Below are 17,125 nucleotides of genomic sequence, written 5' to 3'. Positions count from 1 at the left end.
GGCGCCCCTGTCAGGAACCGGCGACCTCTGGCGTGCCCGTGCACGGAGGTCGCACACATGCTCGCCGAGATCCAGGTCTCTCCCCGCCCCAGCGGCACGCCCGACGCGAAGTACGCGTACGTCGACGCCGCGATCGCCGTCATCCAGGCGTCCGGACTCACCTACGAGGTGGGTGCCATGGGCACGTTCGTCCAGGGCAACCCCGATGAGGTGTGGGCACTGCTGCGCGCCGTCCACGAGGCGACGATCGAGGCGGGCGCCGACGGCGTCCAGTCCAACATCAAGGTCAGCGAGACCGCCGACTCCGGTGGTCCTACCATCTCGGAGCTCATCACCAAGTTTCGGGCGTGAGCAAGGGCGTCCACCAGCAGGGCGACCGACGGCGGAGTGCCGGGCGGGTGATCGCCCCGCTCCTCACCGTCGCCGTCCTGCTGGCCGTCTGGGAGACGGTGGTGCGCCTGACCGGCGTGCCCGAGTTCGTGCTGCCCGCGCCGTCACAGGTGGCGCGCACCGCAGTCGAGGTGGCGCCCCTGCTCGGCCCGCACGTACTGACGACGCTCACCGAGGCGGTCGCCGGGCTCGTGCTCGGCACCGTCGCGGGCCTCGTCCTGAGCATCCTGGTCACCGCCTCGCGCGTGACCGGCGACGCCGTGTACCCGCTGGTCGTGCTCACGCAGACGGTGCCCGTCGTGGTGCTCGCGCCGCTGATGATCCTGTGGACGGGCTTCGGCCTGCTGCCCAAGATCGTCCTGGTGGCGCTCACCGTCTTCTTCCCCGTGCTCGTCTCGGCGGTGAGCGCGATGCGCGCCGTCGACGCCGAGCACGCCGACATGGTGGCCGGCCTCGGCGGCACCCGGCTGGACCAGTTCCTGCTGGTCCGGCTGCCGGCGTCGATCCCGGGGTCGCTCGCGGGCCTGCGGGTCGCCGCGACGTACGCGGTGGGCGCGGCCGTCGTCGCCGAGTACCTCGCCGGGCAGTCCGGGCTCGGCGTGTTCGTGCAGCGGTCCCGCAAGGCCTACGCCGTGGACCAGATCTTCGTGGGGGTCGTCCTGATCGCCCTGCTGTCCGGCCTGTTCTTCGCCCTCGTCGCCGTGCTCACGCGCGTCGCGACGCCGTGGCAGAGAGGAAAATCATGAAGCACTCCCCGACCTTCCTTCTCCGTTCGACCGCCCTCGCGGCGGTGGTGCCACTGGCGCTCGCCGGCTGCGGTGCGTCGGCCGGCGGCCAGGACCCGGCGTCCGACGGCGATCTCCGCAAGGTCACCGTCGTGCTCGACTGGACGCCCAACACCAACCACTCCGGCCTCTATCTCGCCCAGGCCGAGGGCTGGTTCGAGGACGAGGGGCTCACCGTCGAGATCATCGAGCCCGGCGAGACGTCCGGGCTGCAGCTCGTCGCGGCCGGCCAGGCCGACTTCGCCTACTCCGTGGCGGAGGGTCTGGTCCCGGCGCGCGCGGCGGGGGCCGACGTCGTCTCGGTGGCCACCGTCATCGAGCACAACACGTCGTCCCTGATCAGCCTGTCGGACGACGGCATCACTCGCCCCCGTGATCTCGAGGGCAAGCGGTACGGCTCGTACGAGTCGGATCTGGAGAAGGCGCTGATCAGCAAGCTTGTGGAGTGCGACGGCGGCGACCCCGCCAAGGTCGAGTTCACGCCCCTGGTCAGCGACGACTTCCGGATCGGCCTCACCGAGGACCAGTTCGACACGGCCTGGGTCTTCGACGCGTGGGACACCGTCCGGCTCGGTGAGGTCGACGGCCTCGACGTCGAGACCATCGCGTTCCGCGACCACTTCGACTGCATCCCGGACTGGTACACACCCCTGGTCGCGACGTCCCGTTCCCTGCTCGACGACGAGCCGGACGTCGCGCGCGGTTTCCTCGCGGCGCTCTCGCGCGGGTACGGCGAGGCGGCCGCAGACCCCGGCCGCGCGGTGCAGGCACTGCTGGCGGCCGCGCCCGAGCTCGACCCGGAGCTGGTCGAGGCGAGCGCGGAATGGCTGGGCCCGCAGTACGCGTCGGGCGACTGGGGCACGCAGCGGGCCGAGGTGTGGGACGGGTTCGTATCGTTCCTCGCGGAGGAGGGGCTCACCGAGCCCGGTTTCGATACCGAGGCGGCCTGGACCGACGAGTTCCTCCCGGGCAGGGCGGGCGACCAGCCGTGAGCGTGCTCGCCGCACACGGGCTGAGCGTCCGGTTCGGTGACGTCGCCGCGCTGGAGAACGTTCAGTTCTCGGTGGCAGACGGCGAGTTCGTCGCCGTCGTCGGGCCGTCGGGGTGCGGCAAGTCGACGCTCCTGCGCGCGCTCGGCGGCATGCTGCCGCCGAGCGCGGAGGTCTCGGGCACGCTGCGTGTCCCCAGCCTGCCCGACGGCGGAGCCGCCACCGCCTGGATGCCCCAGCGGGACGGGCTGCTGCCCTGGCGCCGCGCGTGGTCCAACGCGCTGCTCGGGGCCAGGATCGCCAGGGTCCCTCGGGCCGACGCCGAGGCACGCGCTGCCGAGCTCTTCGAGACGTTCGGCCTGAGCGGCTTCGAGCGGGCGTGGCCGCACGAGCTGTCGGGCGGCATGCGCCAGCGGCTCGCGCTGCTGCGGACCTGCCTGGCCGGTCGGCCGGTGCTGCTGCTCGACGAGCCGTTCGGCGCGCTCGACCCGATCACGCGGCGGCGGATGAACGAGTGGCTCGCGGGGGTGGGGCTGGCCGGCGGCCCGGTCGGGGACGCCGCTCCCGGCGTCGGGCAGCGGGCGGTGGTGCTCGTGACGCACGACGTGGACGAGGCGCTCGCCCTGGCCGACCGCGTGGTGGTGCTCAGCGCACGACCGGGCCGGGTGGTGCTGGACGCGGCGGGCCCGAGCCGGGCTGAGGTGCTGGCGGCGCTGGAGTACTGAGCGCCCTCGTGGTCCCGACCGGCCGGTCGGGACCACGAGGACCCCCAGAGCATTGCCTCGCTATGCAACCTCGTGATCGCGATCCTGCGCACCACCGGCTGGGACAATCTCGCCGAAGCCACCCGTCACCACGCCAGAGACCTCAACTAACCCATCCAGCCGCTTTCTCCTAGGAATGACTCTTCCGGAGCCCTGGCTGTGACGGCGGTGGTCAGCGTGCTGATGTGTTCACGTGCCGCTGAGACTTAATCGTCAACACGCTTTCCATCGGGGCCTATCACCATGTCCGGGGTCGCCTCACGCAGGAGATCGATGTCCGGCGGGGTCGTGTACGTGCCTACCGCGAAGTCGTCGGTCGGCTCGCACTCCTGGGTTGACTCGCCTCCACCGTCAACACGCCACCCGTCGGGAGAATCCCACAGCCAATACTCACGCTCGACGAAGTGTTCCTCCTCGATCCGGTAGGCGCCGTCTCGCTCCTGGATCTTTCCCTCCTCGAACGTGTCACCTACCGCGAGAGTCCAGCGGGGAGCCAACCTCTGGCACACGCGAACCTCAAACATTTGCTCCTGGCGCTCGCGCTGCACGACGTCGGTCACGGTGAAAGACGGCGGCCCTTCCCACAGGGTCGCGCTGTCGACCGGGGACTGGCGGATGAAGGAAGCAGTTGCCCGGGCGATGCTGAGAGCTGTTGCGTCCGTCGCGGTCTGGGCCAGGGCGGGGTCGGAATAGTTGAAGGAGTTGTCCGCGGCGTACTTCTGCACGACGTAATCGCGCACGATCTGCACGCGCGGATCGTCCTCGAACTTGCCCGTGTTCGTACCCTCCCACTCGACCTCGGCATGCACTGGAAGCGCAGTGGGCCCGCATCCGGCAACAAGTACCGCAATGACTCCCGTCACAGCGATGCTGGTCAGGTTCCTGATGGTGTTCACGTGCCGCTTTCGCCTTCCTGTTCGGTCCGGTTGATCCAGGCCTCGTACGCGTCACCGAACGTCGTCTGCTTATGGTCGGTGAACTCTGTCACGCTCAACGACTGCCGCCCATGCACGCCAATGTAGGCGTCGTAGGCGACAGAGGACTTACCGGCCAGCTCATCGGCCATGCCCGCCAACCGAGCACGCTCGGCCTGCTGGACCTCCTCGACCTGGGTGGCCAGGTGCGTGTCGGCGATCTCGTTGATCTTCTCCATCGACCAGTTCACGACGAACTCCGGGGCGACCTTCTTCGCACCGGCACCGATGACCGAGGTTCCCAGGTCGATCGCACCCTCGACCTGCTGGTCGGCCCGTAGGGCTTCCTCGCTCACAGCCACCAGCCGGGCACCCTCCAGAGCGCCGCCGACCTGGAACATGAGGTTCGCGTTCTCGCCCGACTCCAGCGCGCTCGTGGACCCGAACGAGGCCAGCACCTGCGCACGGAACCCATCCATGTGCCGGTCCGCGACCGTCATCCCCGCTTCCCGGGACAGGACCGGCCCCAACGCCCGAGCAAGCTCCTCCCGCGTCGCGTTCACCACCGGCACCTGCTCGTCGCCACCCATCAGCTTCGCCTCGGCGTAATCCGTGCCCGAGGGCTCCCCAAGCACGCCGTTGAACGCGAACTGCGGCAACTGCTGCATCATCGCCTCAGCCAGACGCTCAGCGGCCGCCGGAGTGAGCCGCTCCGGAGCCAGACCCTCATTGTTCGCAAGCTGGTCGAATACCTCGGTGGACAGCACAGCCACCGTTTCTTGGATATCTCTGTCGCTGCCGCCCCCGAGCAGCGAACCCTCCGCATGTTGGGCGCTGGACCACAGGTCGGCCACGGTCTCGACCCGTCCTTGCCGGTCGATGCCGACCTCGCTGAAGTAGTGCGCCACCCGCTCGGCTCCCAACCTTCCACCGGTCAGCGGGTCTGCTTCGGCCCCGGTGAGCCAGTCCAGGGCGGCGTCGGGATACTGCGCCAGCGTGGACAGCACCAGCGTGCTCTCGTCCCACCACAAACCCTGACCCCCACCGACCACCCCGCCGCCGCCAATCACCCCGTCAGCGGCAGTGCCGTCAGCGCCAGCCTGGGCGGCGAGGTAACCGATCCCCGGCTGGGCCGGCACCAGCCCAGTCCCGCGTTCCCGATAGTCCAGCTCGTCAGCCATCGCCACGGTCAGCTCACGCCCCATCAGCTCCGGACCGGTGAACAGGAACCCGATCGGCGCACCGTCACGCCGGCCGTTCACCCCGACCATCATGTCCTGGGCGAATTTCCTCGCCTTGGCCTGCCCAGCCTGCCCTCTGCCGTCCCAGACCCGGCTCGCACCCACCACACCCGCACGCACCGCGACCAACGCCGCCAGCGCAGCCGCCCCGTAGACCTCGTCGTCACGATCGTCGTACGCACTGGCACCGATGGTGCTCATCGCAGCAGCCACCGCGGCCCCACCAGCACTGGCGACCGCGGACGGCATGATCTTGGCCCCACCGAACAGGTCCGTCGCCAGCACCAACGCCCGCGCGTCCAACCCGTCAGCGTCCATCGCCCCCGCATCGACCAGCGCGTCGGTGACCAGCCGACGCCGGTCCTGCGCCGGCAGGTCCGACTCGTCGATCGCGTCAGCCATCAGCTCCCGCTGCCACGACGGCAGCCCGTTCCACCACGCCAGCACCTCGGCCGGCGACGCGGTCCGGAGCCACTCCTCGTCCGGTACGAAGCCGGGCGAGCCCGGCAAAGAGCGAAAGCCCTGCCCGACGCCGCCGAACGGCCCGAACCCGCCGGCACCCGGGCCGCTGCCCTGCCCGTGCAGCTTGCGCGCCAGCTCCTCGTCCGCCGCCCGCAGCTGCTCCATCACCCCACGCGCCAGCACCAGCAGGTCCTCGTGGTGCTCGACCAGCCGCCTCGCCTGCAGATCCTGCGCCGCAGCCAGCTTGGTCACCACCCACGACTCGCCCCGCATCGCCACCGACCGGCGCAGGCTTTCGGTCTCACCTTCCATGTTCTCCAGCCGCTGCTTGCAGGCCGAGACCTCTTCCACCCAGACGTCCATGTGATCAGCGCCGGTGAAGAACGCTTCGTGCTCGTCCTGACCACCGGTCTTGAGAGCAGTCATCTTCGCGAGCAGGTCCGGCGCCTCAGGGGCGCTGTAGTACTCGCCCATGGACTGCCAGGTCCCGTGCACCTCCAGCGTCACGCTCGACGTCTTGGCGCCCAGCTGGCGCGCCAGCACTGCCTGCTGCGCCACCCACTCGATCCCCAGCGAGGACGACCGGTACGGGAACCGGCTCAGATCGATCAGCCCGTCCGAGTCCTGCAGATCCGCGAACGTCGTCACGCGAGACCACCCCTACCAGAGACCTCCCCGCGCCTCGCGAGCGCTTCGGTCTCCTGAGCCATCTCCCGATCGCCCGCCTCGTAGACCTCGATCACCTCACCCGCCGCCCGGACTACTGACCCCGCCCTGGTCCGCAGCTTCTCGACGGCCTCCGCACGGTCCTCGAAGAACACGCTCACCGCGCCACCCACCAGCAACGAACCGGCGTCACCGGCATCGACTCCCCGCGCCTCGCGCACCACATCCGTCAGTTCCTCGACCCGATCACCCGCCTGCCGCACCACCCGGCGGGCCGATGTCGGCTCCACGCTGAACCTCATCCCGAACCCTCTCCCCGATACCGTCCTGGAGTGCCACGCCCGCCCTGCGGTCTACTGCGTGATGACCTGCGCCTCGCCGACGACGACCTGGGTCTCCGCGGTGCGGTCCAGCCTGATCGTGCCGCCGATATCGCCCGGGCCCTGCCAGTCCGCGACCCAGTACGACGTCGCGGTCACCGTGTACGGGTCACCCTGCCTGTCGTACTGGTGGCCACAGTCGGGCGACTCGGCGATGCCGTACCGATCCTCGTACGGCGTCCCCGGGCCCGTGCAGGCGACCTTCGTCCCGTCACCCATGTCGTACACGATCCGGACCACCCGCGCGGACGCCGTCACCGTCACAGCCCCCGCGGTCGCCTCTCCCACGCCGGGACCATAGGTCGTCGGGCCAGGTTCCTGGACCCACATCCACACCGGCATACCCACGATCCCGACCCGGCCAGGCTCGTCCTCGGGAACGATGCCGATCGTGACCGGCTCGATCCCGATGCTCTCCACCGCACGCTGGGCCAGAGCCTCGAAGTCGACCTCCGTACCGGGCGGCACCGCAGCCCAGTACCTGCGTTCCTCAAAACCCGAGCAGTGGGCCTCGTCGTCCCGGTCCAGGCGCTCGGCGCAGGCAAGCGTCCTACACAGCACCAGCACGCCGTCGTCGTGCCCCTTCCAGGCGGGATCGTCCGGGTCAGGCTCCGTGCCGACGACACCCGCGAAACAGCGACCGGTCCACGTACCTCCAGCCCACTGACACGTCACCTTGCCGTTCACCTCGGGACAATCGATCTCCGTCTTCCCGCCCCCCGACGAGCCAGAACCCGCCGGGGTGGTCTCGGTGCCGCCACAGTCCTCGGCCACGAGACTGATACCTCTCGCGCCCGTCTGCATGCCGCTGCCTGCGCAGGGATCCATCACCACGGGTGCGGAACGAGTCGTCTCGACCGGAATCGCCGCGGCGACTGGTGTGAAAGTCAGAGCGACCAGGATCATGACCGCCAGCGATGCGAATGCGCGCATGTCAGCACTTCCTGTCCACTGGATCGAGCTTGTTGACGGTCCACGTCCCGTCCTCCTGACCCTGCATGACGACCTTCATGAAGACTCGGTCGCGCTGCCCCTTCGCGATGGCCGAGGTGCCGTCCTCTCGGACAATGTCGAGCTCGCTGTAGTCGAGGCACACGGCGAACTTCACCCGGTGGCCACCAATTCCATCGACCAGTGGGTCACCGTCGTAGCCGGTCACCTTGATGGACGCGATCCGGGTCTGCCCAACCTGTTTGAGGTTCTCGTCGGCGTAGAAATCGTCATCCACCTCCACGGCATCCCACACTGCGGGCTCGCCGAGAAGCCCCCTCTCGTCGAACAGTTCCTGGGAGGCGCGGGTGCCCTCGATGCGGTGCCGGTCGGTGATCTCCAGGTACTCCTGGTAACGCTGCTCCGCCTCAGCCGCCCGCTCAGCGATCGCAGCCTCCGACGGCTCGACGCTCGGGCTAGGACTCGGAGACGCCGTCGGGCTCGGCGCCGGATCGGTCAGGTGTGGCAGCCCGGACGGCTCGTCCTCGGACTGGCACGCCGCCAGACCCAGACAGAGGACAGCGACAGCCACCACGCCACCCAGGCGCGTCGTCATACGGGTCACGAGAACCGACTCCTCCAGCATCAAATGGATCGAAAACGGTTCGACCACGCACAACACCTCAGCAAGACGGAATATCGGAATTCACGCTAGCCGGTCAAATTCACCCCGGCAACGAAACATCCTGTCAGTCGAGGGGGTGCAGGACCCGGTCGAGGAAGCGGCGGGTGCGCTCCTCGGCCGGCTGGGAGAAGATCTGCGCGGGCGCGCCGCGCTCGACCACCACGCCGCCGTCGAGGAACAGCACCTCGTCCGCGACCTGGCGCGCGAACTGCAGCTCGTGCGTCACCACGACCATGGTCCAGCCCTCGTCCGCGAGCTCCTTCATCACGGTCAGCACCTCGCCCACGAGCTCGGGGTCCAGGGCCGACGTCGGCTCGTCGAACAGCAGGAGGTCAGGCTCGAGCGCCAGCGCGCGCACTATGCCGACGCGCTGCTGCTGCCCGCCGGACAGCTCGTGCGGGTAGGCGTCGCGCTTGTCGGCGAGCCCGACGCGGTCCAGGAGCTCCTCGGCGCGGCCGATCGCCGTCGCGCGGGGGATCCGTTTGACCTGCGTCGGGCCCTCGATCACGTTCTCCACGACCGTGCGGTGCGGGAACAGGTTGTGCTGCTGGAACACCATGGCGGACCGGTCGCGCAGGGCGGCGCGGTTCGCCTTCGCCAGGCGGGCGCCGGCGCGTCGGGCACCCCAGCCGCCGCCCGGCGCGGCGGCCTGGGCGCCGAAGTCGACGGTCGGGCCGCCGTCGAGCTCCAGCAGCCCGGCGTCGGGTGTCTCGAGTCCGTTGAGCGAGCGCAGGACCGTCGTCTTGCCGCTGCCGGACGCGCCGATCAGTGCGACCACCTCGCCGCGCTGGACCTGCAGGTCCACACCCCGCAGCACGTGGTTGGTGCCGAACGACTTCTGGATGCCGCGGGCGGTCAGGAGGTTCGCGCTCGGGGCATCCTCAATGAGCGACATACCGGTCCAGCCTCTTCTCGATCGCGTTCTGGCCGGCGGCGAGCACCGTGCAGAACATCCAGTAGATCAGGGCCGCCTCGGCGTAGATCAGCAGGAACTCGTTGGAGGAAGCGGCGATCTCCTGCGCCTTGCGGAACATCTCCGTCACCAGGATCACCACGGCCAGCGACGTGTCCTTGACGAGGGAGATGAACGTGTTCGACAGCGGAGGCACCGAGACGCGCGCGGCCTGCGGCAGGATGATCCGGCCCAGCGTCCTGGCCGGCGACATGCCGACCGTCCAGCCCGCCTCCCACTGCCCCTTGGGCACGGACAGGATCGCCGCGCGGATCACCTCGGCCGCGTAGCCGCCCACGTTCAGGGAGAACGCGGTGATGGCCGCGGGCCACGGATCGAAGAGGATCCCCAGCTTCGGCATGCCGTAGAAGATGATGAACAGCTGCACCAGGAGCGGCGTGCCACGGATCACCGAGATGTACGCGCGGCCGACCCACGACAGCACCGGGTTCGGTGACAACCGCAGCAGCGCCACGACGAGCGCGATCACCAGCCCGAAGGCGAACGACACGAGGGCGAGCGGGATGGTGCCGATGAGTGCGCCTCGCAGGAGCGGCCAGAACGAGTCGACGGCGAGCTGCCAGTCCATGTATCCCTCTCCCCGCGATCAGCGGAGACGTGTGGCGCGGAGCGTTACTCGGAGACGTCCTCGCCGAAGTACTTCTCGCCCAGCTCCGCGAGGGTGCCGTCCGCGCGCAGCTCGTCCAGGGCGCCGTCGATCGCCGTGGCGAGAGCCTCGCGCTCGGGCGTCACGACGAACGCCGACTGCGACTCCTCGTCGGTCTCCGCGGCGACCTTGATACCTGAGGCGTCCTCGGTGTTCGCGTAGTCGAGGTAGGTCAGGCTGTCGTTGATCGTGGCGTCCACGCGGCCCTCTTCCAGCAGCGCCACGGCCTGTGCCCAGCCCTCGACGGCCTCGACCTGTGCGCCGCTCTCCTTGGAGAGGTCGTTCCAGTTGCTCGTGAGCGACTGGGCGGTGGTCTTGCCGTCGAGGTCGGCGAAGCTCGTGATGTCGTTGTTGTCAGCGGTCACGACGAGCACGCCCGTGGACACCGTGTACGGCGTCGAGAAGAGGTAGTCGGCCTCACGCTCCGGGGTGATGGTCACCTGGTTCGCGATCGTGTCGAAACGGCCGGCGTCGAGGCCCGCGAAGATCGCGTCCCACTGGGTCTCCTGGAACTTGATCTCCACGCCGAGGTTCTCGGCGACGGCCTCGGCGACCTCGACGTCGTACCCGACGAGCTTGTCCGACTCGTCGTGGTAGCTGAACGGCCGGTACGTGCCCTCGGTGGCGACGGTCAGCGTGTCCCCGGATACCAGCCCCAGCTCCTCGCCGGCGCCGCCGGGCTCGCCGGAGCTGCCGCAGCCGGTCAGGGCCAGGAGGGCAGCGGAGGCTGCGGCGGCCGTGAGGAGGGTGCGGTTGCGAGACATGGTGGAGGCTCCGTTCGACGGTTGACACACATCGACATTGCCGATGCGCGCCCCAAAACTAACTGATAGTCGGTGGGAACTCACACACGCTCGCTCCGGCGCCACCGGTCGGGGGTGGTCCCGTACCGGTCCTTGAACCGCCGGACCAGATAGGTGGCGTCCCGCAGGCCTGTCCGGGCGGCCACGACACCGAGCGGCAGGTCGGTGTCGCGGAGCATCCGGCGCACCTCGGTCATGCGGCGCTCGGTGATCCACTCGAGCAGCGTGCGGCCCGTCCGTTCGCGGACCACGGTGGTCAGGTGCCCGGGTGTGTAGCCCAGCGCCCGTGCGACGTCGGACGCCGACACCGGCTCCCGGAACGTCGACTCGATCTCGTCGAAGACGCGCGCCACCAGCGGGTGGGGCGAGGCGACGTCCACCGGCGCCAGCCTGGCCGCCGCGACGAGGATCCGGGTCAGCACGGCCGACGCCGCCTCGCGTGCCCCCAGCCGGCTCGGCTCCGTCAGCTCCTCCTCGAGCTCCGTCAGCCACCCGGACCAGCGTGGGCGCTCGGCCTGCGGCACGTTGGCCCCGGCCCCGGCCCCGGCCCCGGCCCCGGCCCCGGCCCCGGCGGGCGGCGTCGCGAGCGCGAACAGCGCGAGGATCGGGTGGTGCGCCCAGGCGAGGGGCGAGACCGACGCGAGCGAGGGGACGGCGTCGGGCGTGAACGCGACGCTCCAGGCCCGGCAGCGGTGCAGGTCGGCCGGCGTCGCGGAGCCGATCGCCTGCCCCGGCGGGATGGCATGCACGTCGCCGTCGTGCAGCGGTGTGTGCTCGCCGCCCAACGCGATGGTGCCCCCGCCCCGCTCGACGTAGACGAGCACGAGGAAGTCGTGCGCGTGCCTGTGGTCCGGCGGGGCGTGCGGGTGATCGACCTCGAAGTCGATCCGTGTGACCTGTACCGGCAGCGCGCCCGCCCGGGTCGGGTGCCGATACACGGGGGTGCCGTCCGGGCGGACGGTGCGCAGGCTGGCCGCGGTGCGACTCACCGGTCGTCCGGCACTGCCGGCGTCAGGACCGCGTCGACGATCTGCGGGATGCCCTCGAGCTGCTCCTCGAGGTCGCGCAGCCGGACCGCTACGTGCGACTCGGACTCGTCGCCGGGCAGGTCGATGCTGGCGACCAGCAGGATCTGTCGCGGTCCGACGAACTCGAGCCGCAGGCGGCCCACCCGGTGGACACCGGGCAGGGCCTCGATCCGCTCGCGGACCGCCTGATGGATCCGCTCGTCCGCCACCTCACCGGTCAGGAACCGCCGGTTGCGGTCGAACAGCACCACCGCCACGACGCACAGCAGCAGCCCGACGAGGATCGACCCGAGCGCGTCGTACCGGCCGTCGCCGGTCACCTGGTGCAGCGCCATACCGCCGGCCGCGATGGCGAGGCCGACGAGAGCCGCGGCGTCCTCGGCGAGCACCGCGCGCAGCGTCGGGTCCGAGGTGGCCAGCGCATGGTCGAGCAGGTCCCGCCCGAGCGCCCGGGCCTCCTTCCGGGTGCGCCGGTAGGCCTGCAGGAACGAGACCCCTTCGAGGCAGAAGGCGACGGCGAGCACTATGTACCCGACCGTGTAGGAGCCGGTCTCGCCCGTGGCGTCGAACTCCTGGATGCCGTGATAGACCGACACCACACCACCGGCGACGAAGAGGCCGAGCGCGGCGAGCATCGACCAGACGTAGGCCTCCCGGCCGTAGCCGAGCGGGCGGTCCGTGTCCGGCGCGCGGCTCGACTTCCGCTCGGCGACCAGGAGGAACACCTCGTTGCCGGTGTCGGCCCAGGAATGGGCGGCCTCCGCCACCATCGACGCCGAGCCCGTCAGGACCGCGGCGATCGTCTTGGCCGTCGCCACCGCGAAGTTGGCGGCGAAAGCGATCACCACGGTCAGCGCCGAGCCGCCCCTGTCCCGCGCCATGCGTTCCCCCTCCGTCGTGACCCGTTCGACGCTACCGCTGTCCCGGCCGGAGTGCCCGCCCTCGGCGGCAGGCCGATCCGATTGGCGAGACCGAGGATCGTGCTATCGCCGCCGAATTCTGTGCTGCGCTGGTCCCGCAGAACGTCCGATGCTGGAGTGCGGCGGGACCTGCGGGGCAGGGACCCGCGTACCACCCGAGTCACCACCCGAGTCACCACCGGACGGAAGGCCTCCCGGATGAGCACGACCGTGCAGATCCTCGACCATCGCACCCTTGAGGAACGTGAGCGCGAGTTCCTGCCCGGCATGGGCAAGCCGTGGCTGCTCCCGTTCTACGACCTGTTCTCACGCCGCGTCGGGGCACGCGCCCTGCACGAGCGTGCGGCGGCGCTCGCCGACATCGCACCCGGCCAGTCCGTGCTCGACGTCGGCTGCGGTACCGCGAACCTGGCACTCACCGTGCTGCGTGCGCAGCCGGCCGCGCGCGTCACCGGCCTCGACCCCGACGCCGGAGCACTGCGCGTCGCCGCCCGCAAGGCGACCCGGCGCCGGGTGCCGATCACGCTCGTGCAGGGCTTCGCCGACCGGCTCCCGAACGGCGACGGGTCGCTCGACCACATCGTGTCGGCGCTCGCGCTGCACCATGTGCCCGAGGAGGGCCGGGTCCTGTTCGCCCGCGAGGCCCTTCGGGTGCTCCGCCCGGGCGGGAAGGTGACGATCGTGGACTTCGGGGGCGCGGACAGTGCCAGCGGCTCGGACGACTCGGACCACAGCGGGCACGGGCACGGGGGGCACGACCGGCGCGGGCACGGGCGCCGTGGTGAGCACGGCAGGCCCCGCGGCCACGGCCCGGCCGACCTGGTGCGCCTCCTCGCGGACGCCGGGTTCGCCGGCGCCCGCGAGGTGGAGCGGATGGAGCATCGCTTCGGGCCGATCACGTTCGTCCAGGCGTCACGGCCCTGACCGGCCGGTCGCCCAGCGGGGGATCGGCGCCGGGGGTCAGCGGCGGCGGACCTGCGGCTCCGGCATGGCGGGCGGGGCGGCGGCGGGGCGCTCCGCGAGGCGGCGGAACGCCTCTGCCATACCGGCGTCGAGCTGCGGGTCGACGTCGGAGAAGTAGTCCGCCGGCGTGTGCCGTACCTCGATGTCGGGGTCGACACCGTGGTTCTCGACGCCGAAACCCTTGCCCTCGAGCCAGAACGCGTACCGCGGCTGGGTGATCCCCGTGCCGTCCACCAGGTCGAAGCGACCGTCGATGCCGACCACGCCGCCCCAGGTCCGGACGCCGACCACCGGTCCGACGTCGAGCGCCTGCGCGGCCGCGTTGACGATGTCGCCGTCGGATCCGGCGTACTCGTTGGTGACCAGCACCACCGGCCCGCGCGGGGCGCGGTCCGGGTAGGAGGTGGGACGGTCGTAGTGCCGGTTCAGGCCCCAGCCTGCGACACGCGCGGCGAGGCGTGCGATCACGAGCTGCGACGTGTGGCCACCGCCGTTGAACCGCACGTCCACGACGATGCCCTCGCAGTCGGTGGCGAGCCGGAGGTCGCGGTGCAGCTGCGCCCATCCGGTGCTCATCATGTCCGGGACGTGCACGTACCCGAGGCGGCCGCCGGACTTCTCGGCGACGTACTCGCGGCGCGACCGTACCCAGTCCTGATAGCGCAGGTCGGCCTCGTTCGCGAGCGGCACGACGACGACGCGGCGGTCGGCGGTCCGCACCTGACCGCCGTCCGAAGCAGCGCCGTCCGAAGCAGCGCCGTCCGGCCCGACGGCGGGTCGCCGCAGCGTCAGCTCGACCGGGATCTCGGCCGCACCGACGAGGTTCGCGGACGGGCCGGTCGTCGGGTCCACCGGCCGTCCGTCCACCGCGACGATCAGGTCGCCCGGCTGGGCGTCGACCCCGGCGGCGCGCAACGGCGACCGCGCACCCGGGTCCGACGACTCGCTCGGCAGGACGCGGTCGATCCGCCAGCCGTCGGCGGTCCGGGAGAGGTCCGCGCCGAGCAGGCCGAGCCTGCGGGACGTGTCGCCCGGCTCGTGCGGCTTGCGCACGTACGCGTGCGACGTGTTGAGCTCCGCGACGGTCTCCCAGAGCACGTCCACGAGGTCGTCCTGCGTGGCGACCCTGTCGACCAGGTGGCGCCAGCGCGCCACCACACCGTCCCAGTCGACGCCGTTCATGTCCGCCCGCCAGTAGTGATCGCGCATGATGCGGGCGTTCTCGTCGAACATCTGGTGCCACTGCGCGCGGGGGTCCACCTCGTAACGGACGCGCGACAGGTCGACGTCGAACGCACCGGGGTCGTCGTCGCCCGACTTGCTCGTCGCCGACTGCGTGCTGAGCCCGTACCCGGTGCGGATCACCACCCGCTCGCCGTCGCCCGACACCGCGTAGGCGCGGACCTTCTCCGCGACGTCGGTGGCCTTGCGCGCCTCGAACGACCAGAACTGCAGCACGTTGGGCACCGGGTCTGCCTCCGAGCCAGCGTGGCGCGAGCCGAGCACACCGGCGTCGTCGGTCTCGTGGATCCAGAGCACCCCGCCCTTGGCGGCGAACAGGTCGCGATAGCGCCCCGACACGACCGGGAACGGCACCACCCGCTCCTCGGCACCGTCGAAGTCGATGTCGGGCGAGGTGTTCTCGGCCTTCTGCTTCTTGCCGGTCGCCTCGCCGGAGTCGCCCGTCTGGTCGCCGTCCTTACCGGTGTCCTTGTCGTCGGACTTGTCGTCGGACTTGTCGTCGGGCTTGTCGTCGGGCTTGGCCAGGCGCCAGCCGTCGGTGCTGGGACCGAACGGCGCGGGCTCGGTGGCCGCCAGCGGGATCAGCCACGGTCGCGTGGCGGCGCTGAAGGAGAGGGCGAACTCGTGGGAGTCGTAGGACGGGTCGAACGTGCGGTCCGAGAGGAACACCACGTACTTGCCGTCATCGCTGAACGCGGGGGAGAAGTCGTGGAACCGGCCGGACGTCAGCGCCGTCGCCGTGGGGTTCTCGGCGTGCAGGTCCGCGACGAGGAGCTGGTGGTGGTCGCCCTCGCTGCCCGTGGGGCTCGACCAGACGAGGTACCGCCCGTCCGGGGAGAACGTCGGTGACGCGGCCTCTCCGTTGCCCGACCGGCCGAGCGGGGTGATCGTGCCGGGTTCGACGGCGTCGGCGTCGTCCGTGCCGGCGCCGTCAGCACCGTCCACGGCGGGCATGGCGATCAGGCTGATGCGACCGTCGTGCGAGACGGCTGCCACCTTGTCTCCCACGGGGCTCGCGGCGAGGTGCAGCACCCGACCGAGCTCGCCGGCCGCGAAGCGCTGGGGCTCGGTGTTCGGGCTGTCGGCGGAGGTACCGGGCAGGGCGTGGACCTCGAGCGCGTCCTCCCTGCTCTCGCCCTGCTCGGTGGTGCGGGGCGCATCCGTCACGACTACCGCGCGCCCGGTGTCGAGCAGCACGGGCTCCCGCACACGGACCGACGGGTCGGCCACGAGCACCCGGGCCGGACCCGCACGATGGGTCACCCAGTACGCGGTGCCGAGCCAGCCGACGACACTCGCGTCGCCGGTCCTGTCCACGGCCAGGCCGTCGATGCCGGCGTGGCTCGACTCCGGGTCCACCCAGTACGGCTGCGGCAGCGCGCCGGTGAGCGTGATGTCGAGTCGGCGCGGGGTGCCGTCGAGGCCGTCGAGCAGCCAGAGGTCGCCGCGGCTGTGCCACACGATGCGCGAGCCGTCCGACGTGGCGTCGCGGACGTAACCCTCCGCCTCCGACTGGGTGGTGAGCTGTCGCGGTTCGGGGGTCTCCGCGCCGGTCGCGAGGCCGTCGAGCACCCACAGGTTCGCCTGCTCGTCGGCGTGGTCCGGGAACGTGGCCCCGCGGTCCGACGTGAACACCAGCGCGTCGCCGATCCAGTGCGGGTCGTAGACGCCTGCCTCGTCGTCGGGCAGCGGGCGCTCCCAGTCGCCCGAACCGCGGTCGATCCAGAGCACCGAGGCCGTGCCGCCCCGGTACCGCTTCCAGTAGGCGGGGGTCCGGTAGCCGGCGGAGACGAGGGCCGTCGTGCGCCCGCCGTCCGGACCCTGGTGCTCGGCCACGCCCCAGGACGGCCCGTAGCGCGGGGTCTCGACGGTGCCGTCGAGACCCACCGCGCGCACCACGGTCAGCGAGCGCTCGTGTGCTCCGGCGTTGGAGGCGACGAGCACGCGTCCGGCGTCGTCCCAGCCGAGCACCATGGTGGTGGTTCCGCCGAGCCAGGTGAGGCGTCGCGTAGCGCCGTCGGCCAGCTCGACCACGTAGGCCTCGGGGTGGCCGTCCTTGTGCGACACGTAGGCGAGACGCGTGCCGTCAGGGGAGAAGCGCGGGGTGGCCGCAGGCGCGTGATCACTGGTCAGACGCCATGCGCGGCCGCCGGAGACCGGGGCCAGCCAGACGTCGTCGTCGGCTACGAAGGCCACCTGGTCGCCATGGACATGAGGGAAGCGGAGATAGGGCTGGGTCACCGGTTCAACGTACTCGCGCGGTCCGACACCCGTCATCGGAAATCGCTCACGGCAGTAGGCGCGGCGGGTGCTGCTCCGGGGGCCGCACCCGGGCTACTACGGT

The 17,125-nt window shown here is 70.9% G+C and carries 16 protein-coding genes; 5 read left to right on the top strand and 11 right to left on the bottom strand.

Features of this window, described 5'->3' with window-relative positions:
- Nucleotides 1-57: 57 nt before the first annotated feature.
- Genes ACQEVI_RS10990 through ACQEVI_RS10975 form a run of 4 tightly spaced genes read left to right on the top strand, consistent with a single transcriptional unit; the run spans nt 58 to nt 2,889 of the window.
- A complete protein-coding gene (locus ACQEVI_RS10990; protein WP_432898187.1) occupies nt 58-351 on the top strand; it encodes a thiamine-binding protein in 294 nt (97 codons plus the stop codon).
- Nucleotides 348-1,136 (top strand): ABC transporter permease, encoded by a 789-nt coding sequence (locus ACQEVI_RS10985; protein ID WP_432898184.1) that lies wholly within the window; start codon nt 348-350, stop codon nt 1,134-1,136. The genes ACQEVI_RS10990 and ACQEVI_RS10985 overlap by 4 nt, the downstream gene beginning before the upstream one ends.
- On the top strand, nt 1,133-2,167 hold the full coding sequence (locus tag ACQEVI_RS10980) for an ABC transporter substrate-binding protein (protein WP_432898181.1): 1,035 nt from the start codon (nt 1,133-1,135) through the stop codon (nt 2,165-2,167). Before ACQEVI_RS10985 ends, ACQEVI_RS10980 begins: the two co-directional genes overlap by 4 nt.
- Nucleotides 2,164-2,889 (top strand): ABC transporter ATP-binding protein, encoded by a 726-nt coding sequence (locus ACQEVI_RS10975; RefSeq protein WP_432898178.1) that lies wholly within the window; start codon nt 2,164-2,166, stop codon nt 2,887-2,889. Before ACQEVI_RS10980 ends, ACQEVI_RS10975 begins: the two co-directional genes overlap by 4 nt.
- Before the next feature lie 245 nt (nt 2,890-3,134).
- Here ACQEVI_RS10975 and ACQEVI_RS10970 read toward each other — a convergent pair whose 3' ends face one another.
- The 10 genes from ACQEVI_RS10970 to ACQEVI_RS10925 form a co-directional block, all read right to left on the bottom strand.
- On the bottom strand, nt 3,135-3,824 hold the full coding sequence (locus ACQEVI_RS10970; protein WP_432898175.1) for a hypothetical protein: 690 nt from the start codon (nt 3,822-3,824) through the stop codon (nt 3,135-3,137).
- Nucleotides 3,821-6,052: a hypothetical protein gene (locus ACQEVI_RS10965; protein WP_432898172.1), complete on the bottom strand. Its 2,232-nt coding sequence runs from the start codon at nt 6,050-6,052 to the stop codon at nt 3,821-3,823. The genes ACQEVI_RS10970 and ACQEVI_RS10965 overlap by 4 nt, the downstream gene beginning before the upstream one ends.
- A gap of 137 nt (nt 6,053-6,189) precedes the next feature.
- The gene (locus ACQEVI_RS10960) at nt 6,190-6,513 is read right to left on the bottom strand and encodes a DUF6507 family protein (protein WP_432898169.1); all 324 of its coding nucleotides are present in this window, start codon (nt 6,511-6,513) and stop codon (nt 6,190-6,192) included.
- 51 nt (nt 6,514-6,564) lie between these two features.
- Nucleotides 6,565-7,524 (bottom strand): hypothetical protein, encoded by a 960-nt coding sequence (locus tag ACQEVI_RS10955; protein WP_432898166.1) that lies wholly within the window; start codon nt 7,522-7,524, stop codon nt 6,565-6,567.
- Between the two features lies 1 nt (nt 7,525).
- The gene (locus ACQEVI_RS10950) at nt 7,526-8,194 is read right to left on the bottom strand and encodes a hypothetical protein (RefSeq protein ID WP_432898163.1); all 669 of its coding nucleotides are present in this window, start codon (nt 8,192-8,194) and stop codon (nt 7,526-7,528) included.
- Between the two features lie 76 nt (nt 8,195-8,270).
- Nucleotides 8,271-9,101, bottom strand: coding sequence for an amino acid ABC transporter ATP-binding protein (locus ACQEVI_RS10945; protein ID WP_432898160.1), 831 nt, complete (start codon nt 9,099-9,101; stop codon nt 8,271-8,273).
- The gene (locus ACQEVI_RS10940) at nt 9,088-9,747 is read right to left on the bottom strand and encodes an amino acid ABC transporter permease (protein ID WP_432898157.1); all 660 of its coding nucleotides are present in this window, start codon (nt 9,745-9,747) and stop codon (nt 9,088-9,090) included. The genes ACQEVI_RS10945 and ACQEVI_RS10940 overlap by 14 nt, the downstream gene beginning before the upstream one ends.
- Before the next feature lie 44 nt (nt 9,748-9,791).
- A complete protein-coding gene (locus ACQEVI_RS10935) occupies nt 9,792-10,589 on the bottom strand; it encodes an amino acid ABC transporter substrate-binding protein (protein WP_432898154.1) in 798 nt (265 codons plus the stop codon).
- A gap of 80 nt (nt 10,590-10,669) precedes the next feature.
- Nucleotides 10,670-11,617, bottom strand: a complete 948-nt coding sequence (locus ACQEVI_RS10930; protein WP_432898151.1) for an AraC family transcriptional regulator — start codon at nt 11,615-11,617, stop codon at nt 10,670-10,672.
- Nucleotides 11,614-12,537 carry a cation diffusion facilitator family transporter gene (locus ACQEVI_RS10925; protein WP_432898148.1) on the bottom strand — a complete coding sequence of 308 codons (924 nt, stop codon included), beginning with the start codon at nt 12,535-12,537 and terminating at the stop codon, nt 11,614-11,616. The genes ACQEVI_RS10930 and ACQEVI_RS10925 overlap by 4 nt, the downstream gene beginning before the upstream one ends.
- 237 nt (nt 12,538-12,774) lie before the next feature.
- Here ACQEVI_RS10925 and ACQEVI_RS10920 point away from each other — a divergent pair, with 237 nt between their 5' ends.
- On the top strand, nt 12,775-13,500 hold the full coding sequence (locus tag ACQEVI_RS10920) for a class I SAM-dependent methyltransferase (protein WP_432898145.1): 726 nt from the start codon (nt 12,775-12,777) through the stop codon (nt 13,498-13,500).
- Nucleotides 13,501-13,536: 36 nt separating this feature from the next.
- Here ACQEVI_RS10920 and ACQEVI_RS10915 read toward each other — a convergent pair whose 3' ends face one another.
- Nucleotides 13,537-17,022, bottom strand: coding sequence for a S41 family peptidase (locus ACQEVI_RS10915; RefSeq protein ID WP_432898142.1), 3,486 nt, complete (start codon nt 17,020-17,022; stop codon nt 13,537-13,539).
- Nucleotides 17,023-17,125 lie beyond the last annotated feature (103 nt).

This window comes from Promicromonospora sp. CA-289599, assembly GCF_050936155.1.
Lineage (GTDB): Bacteria > Actinomycetota > Actinomycetes > Actinomycetales > Cellulomonadaceae > Promicromonospora.
The sequence above is the reverse complement of the archived record's forward strand: the minus strand, read 5'-3'. Positions and strand labels throughout refer to the sequence as shown.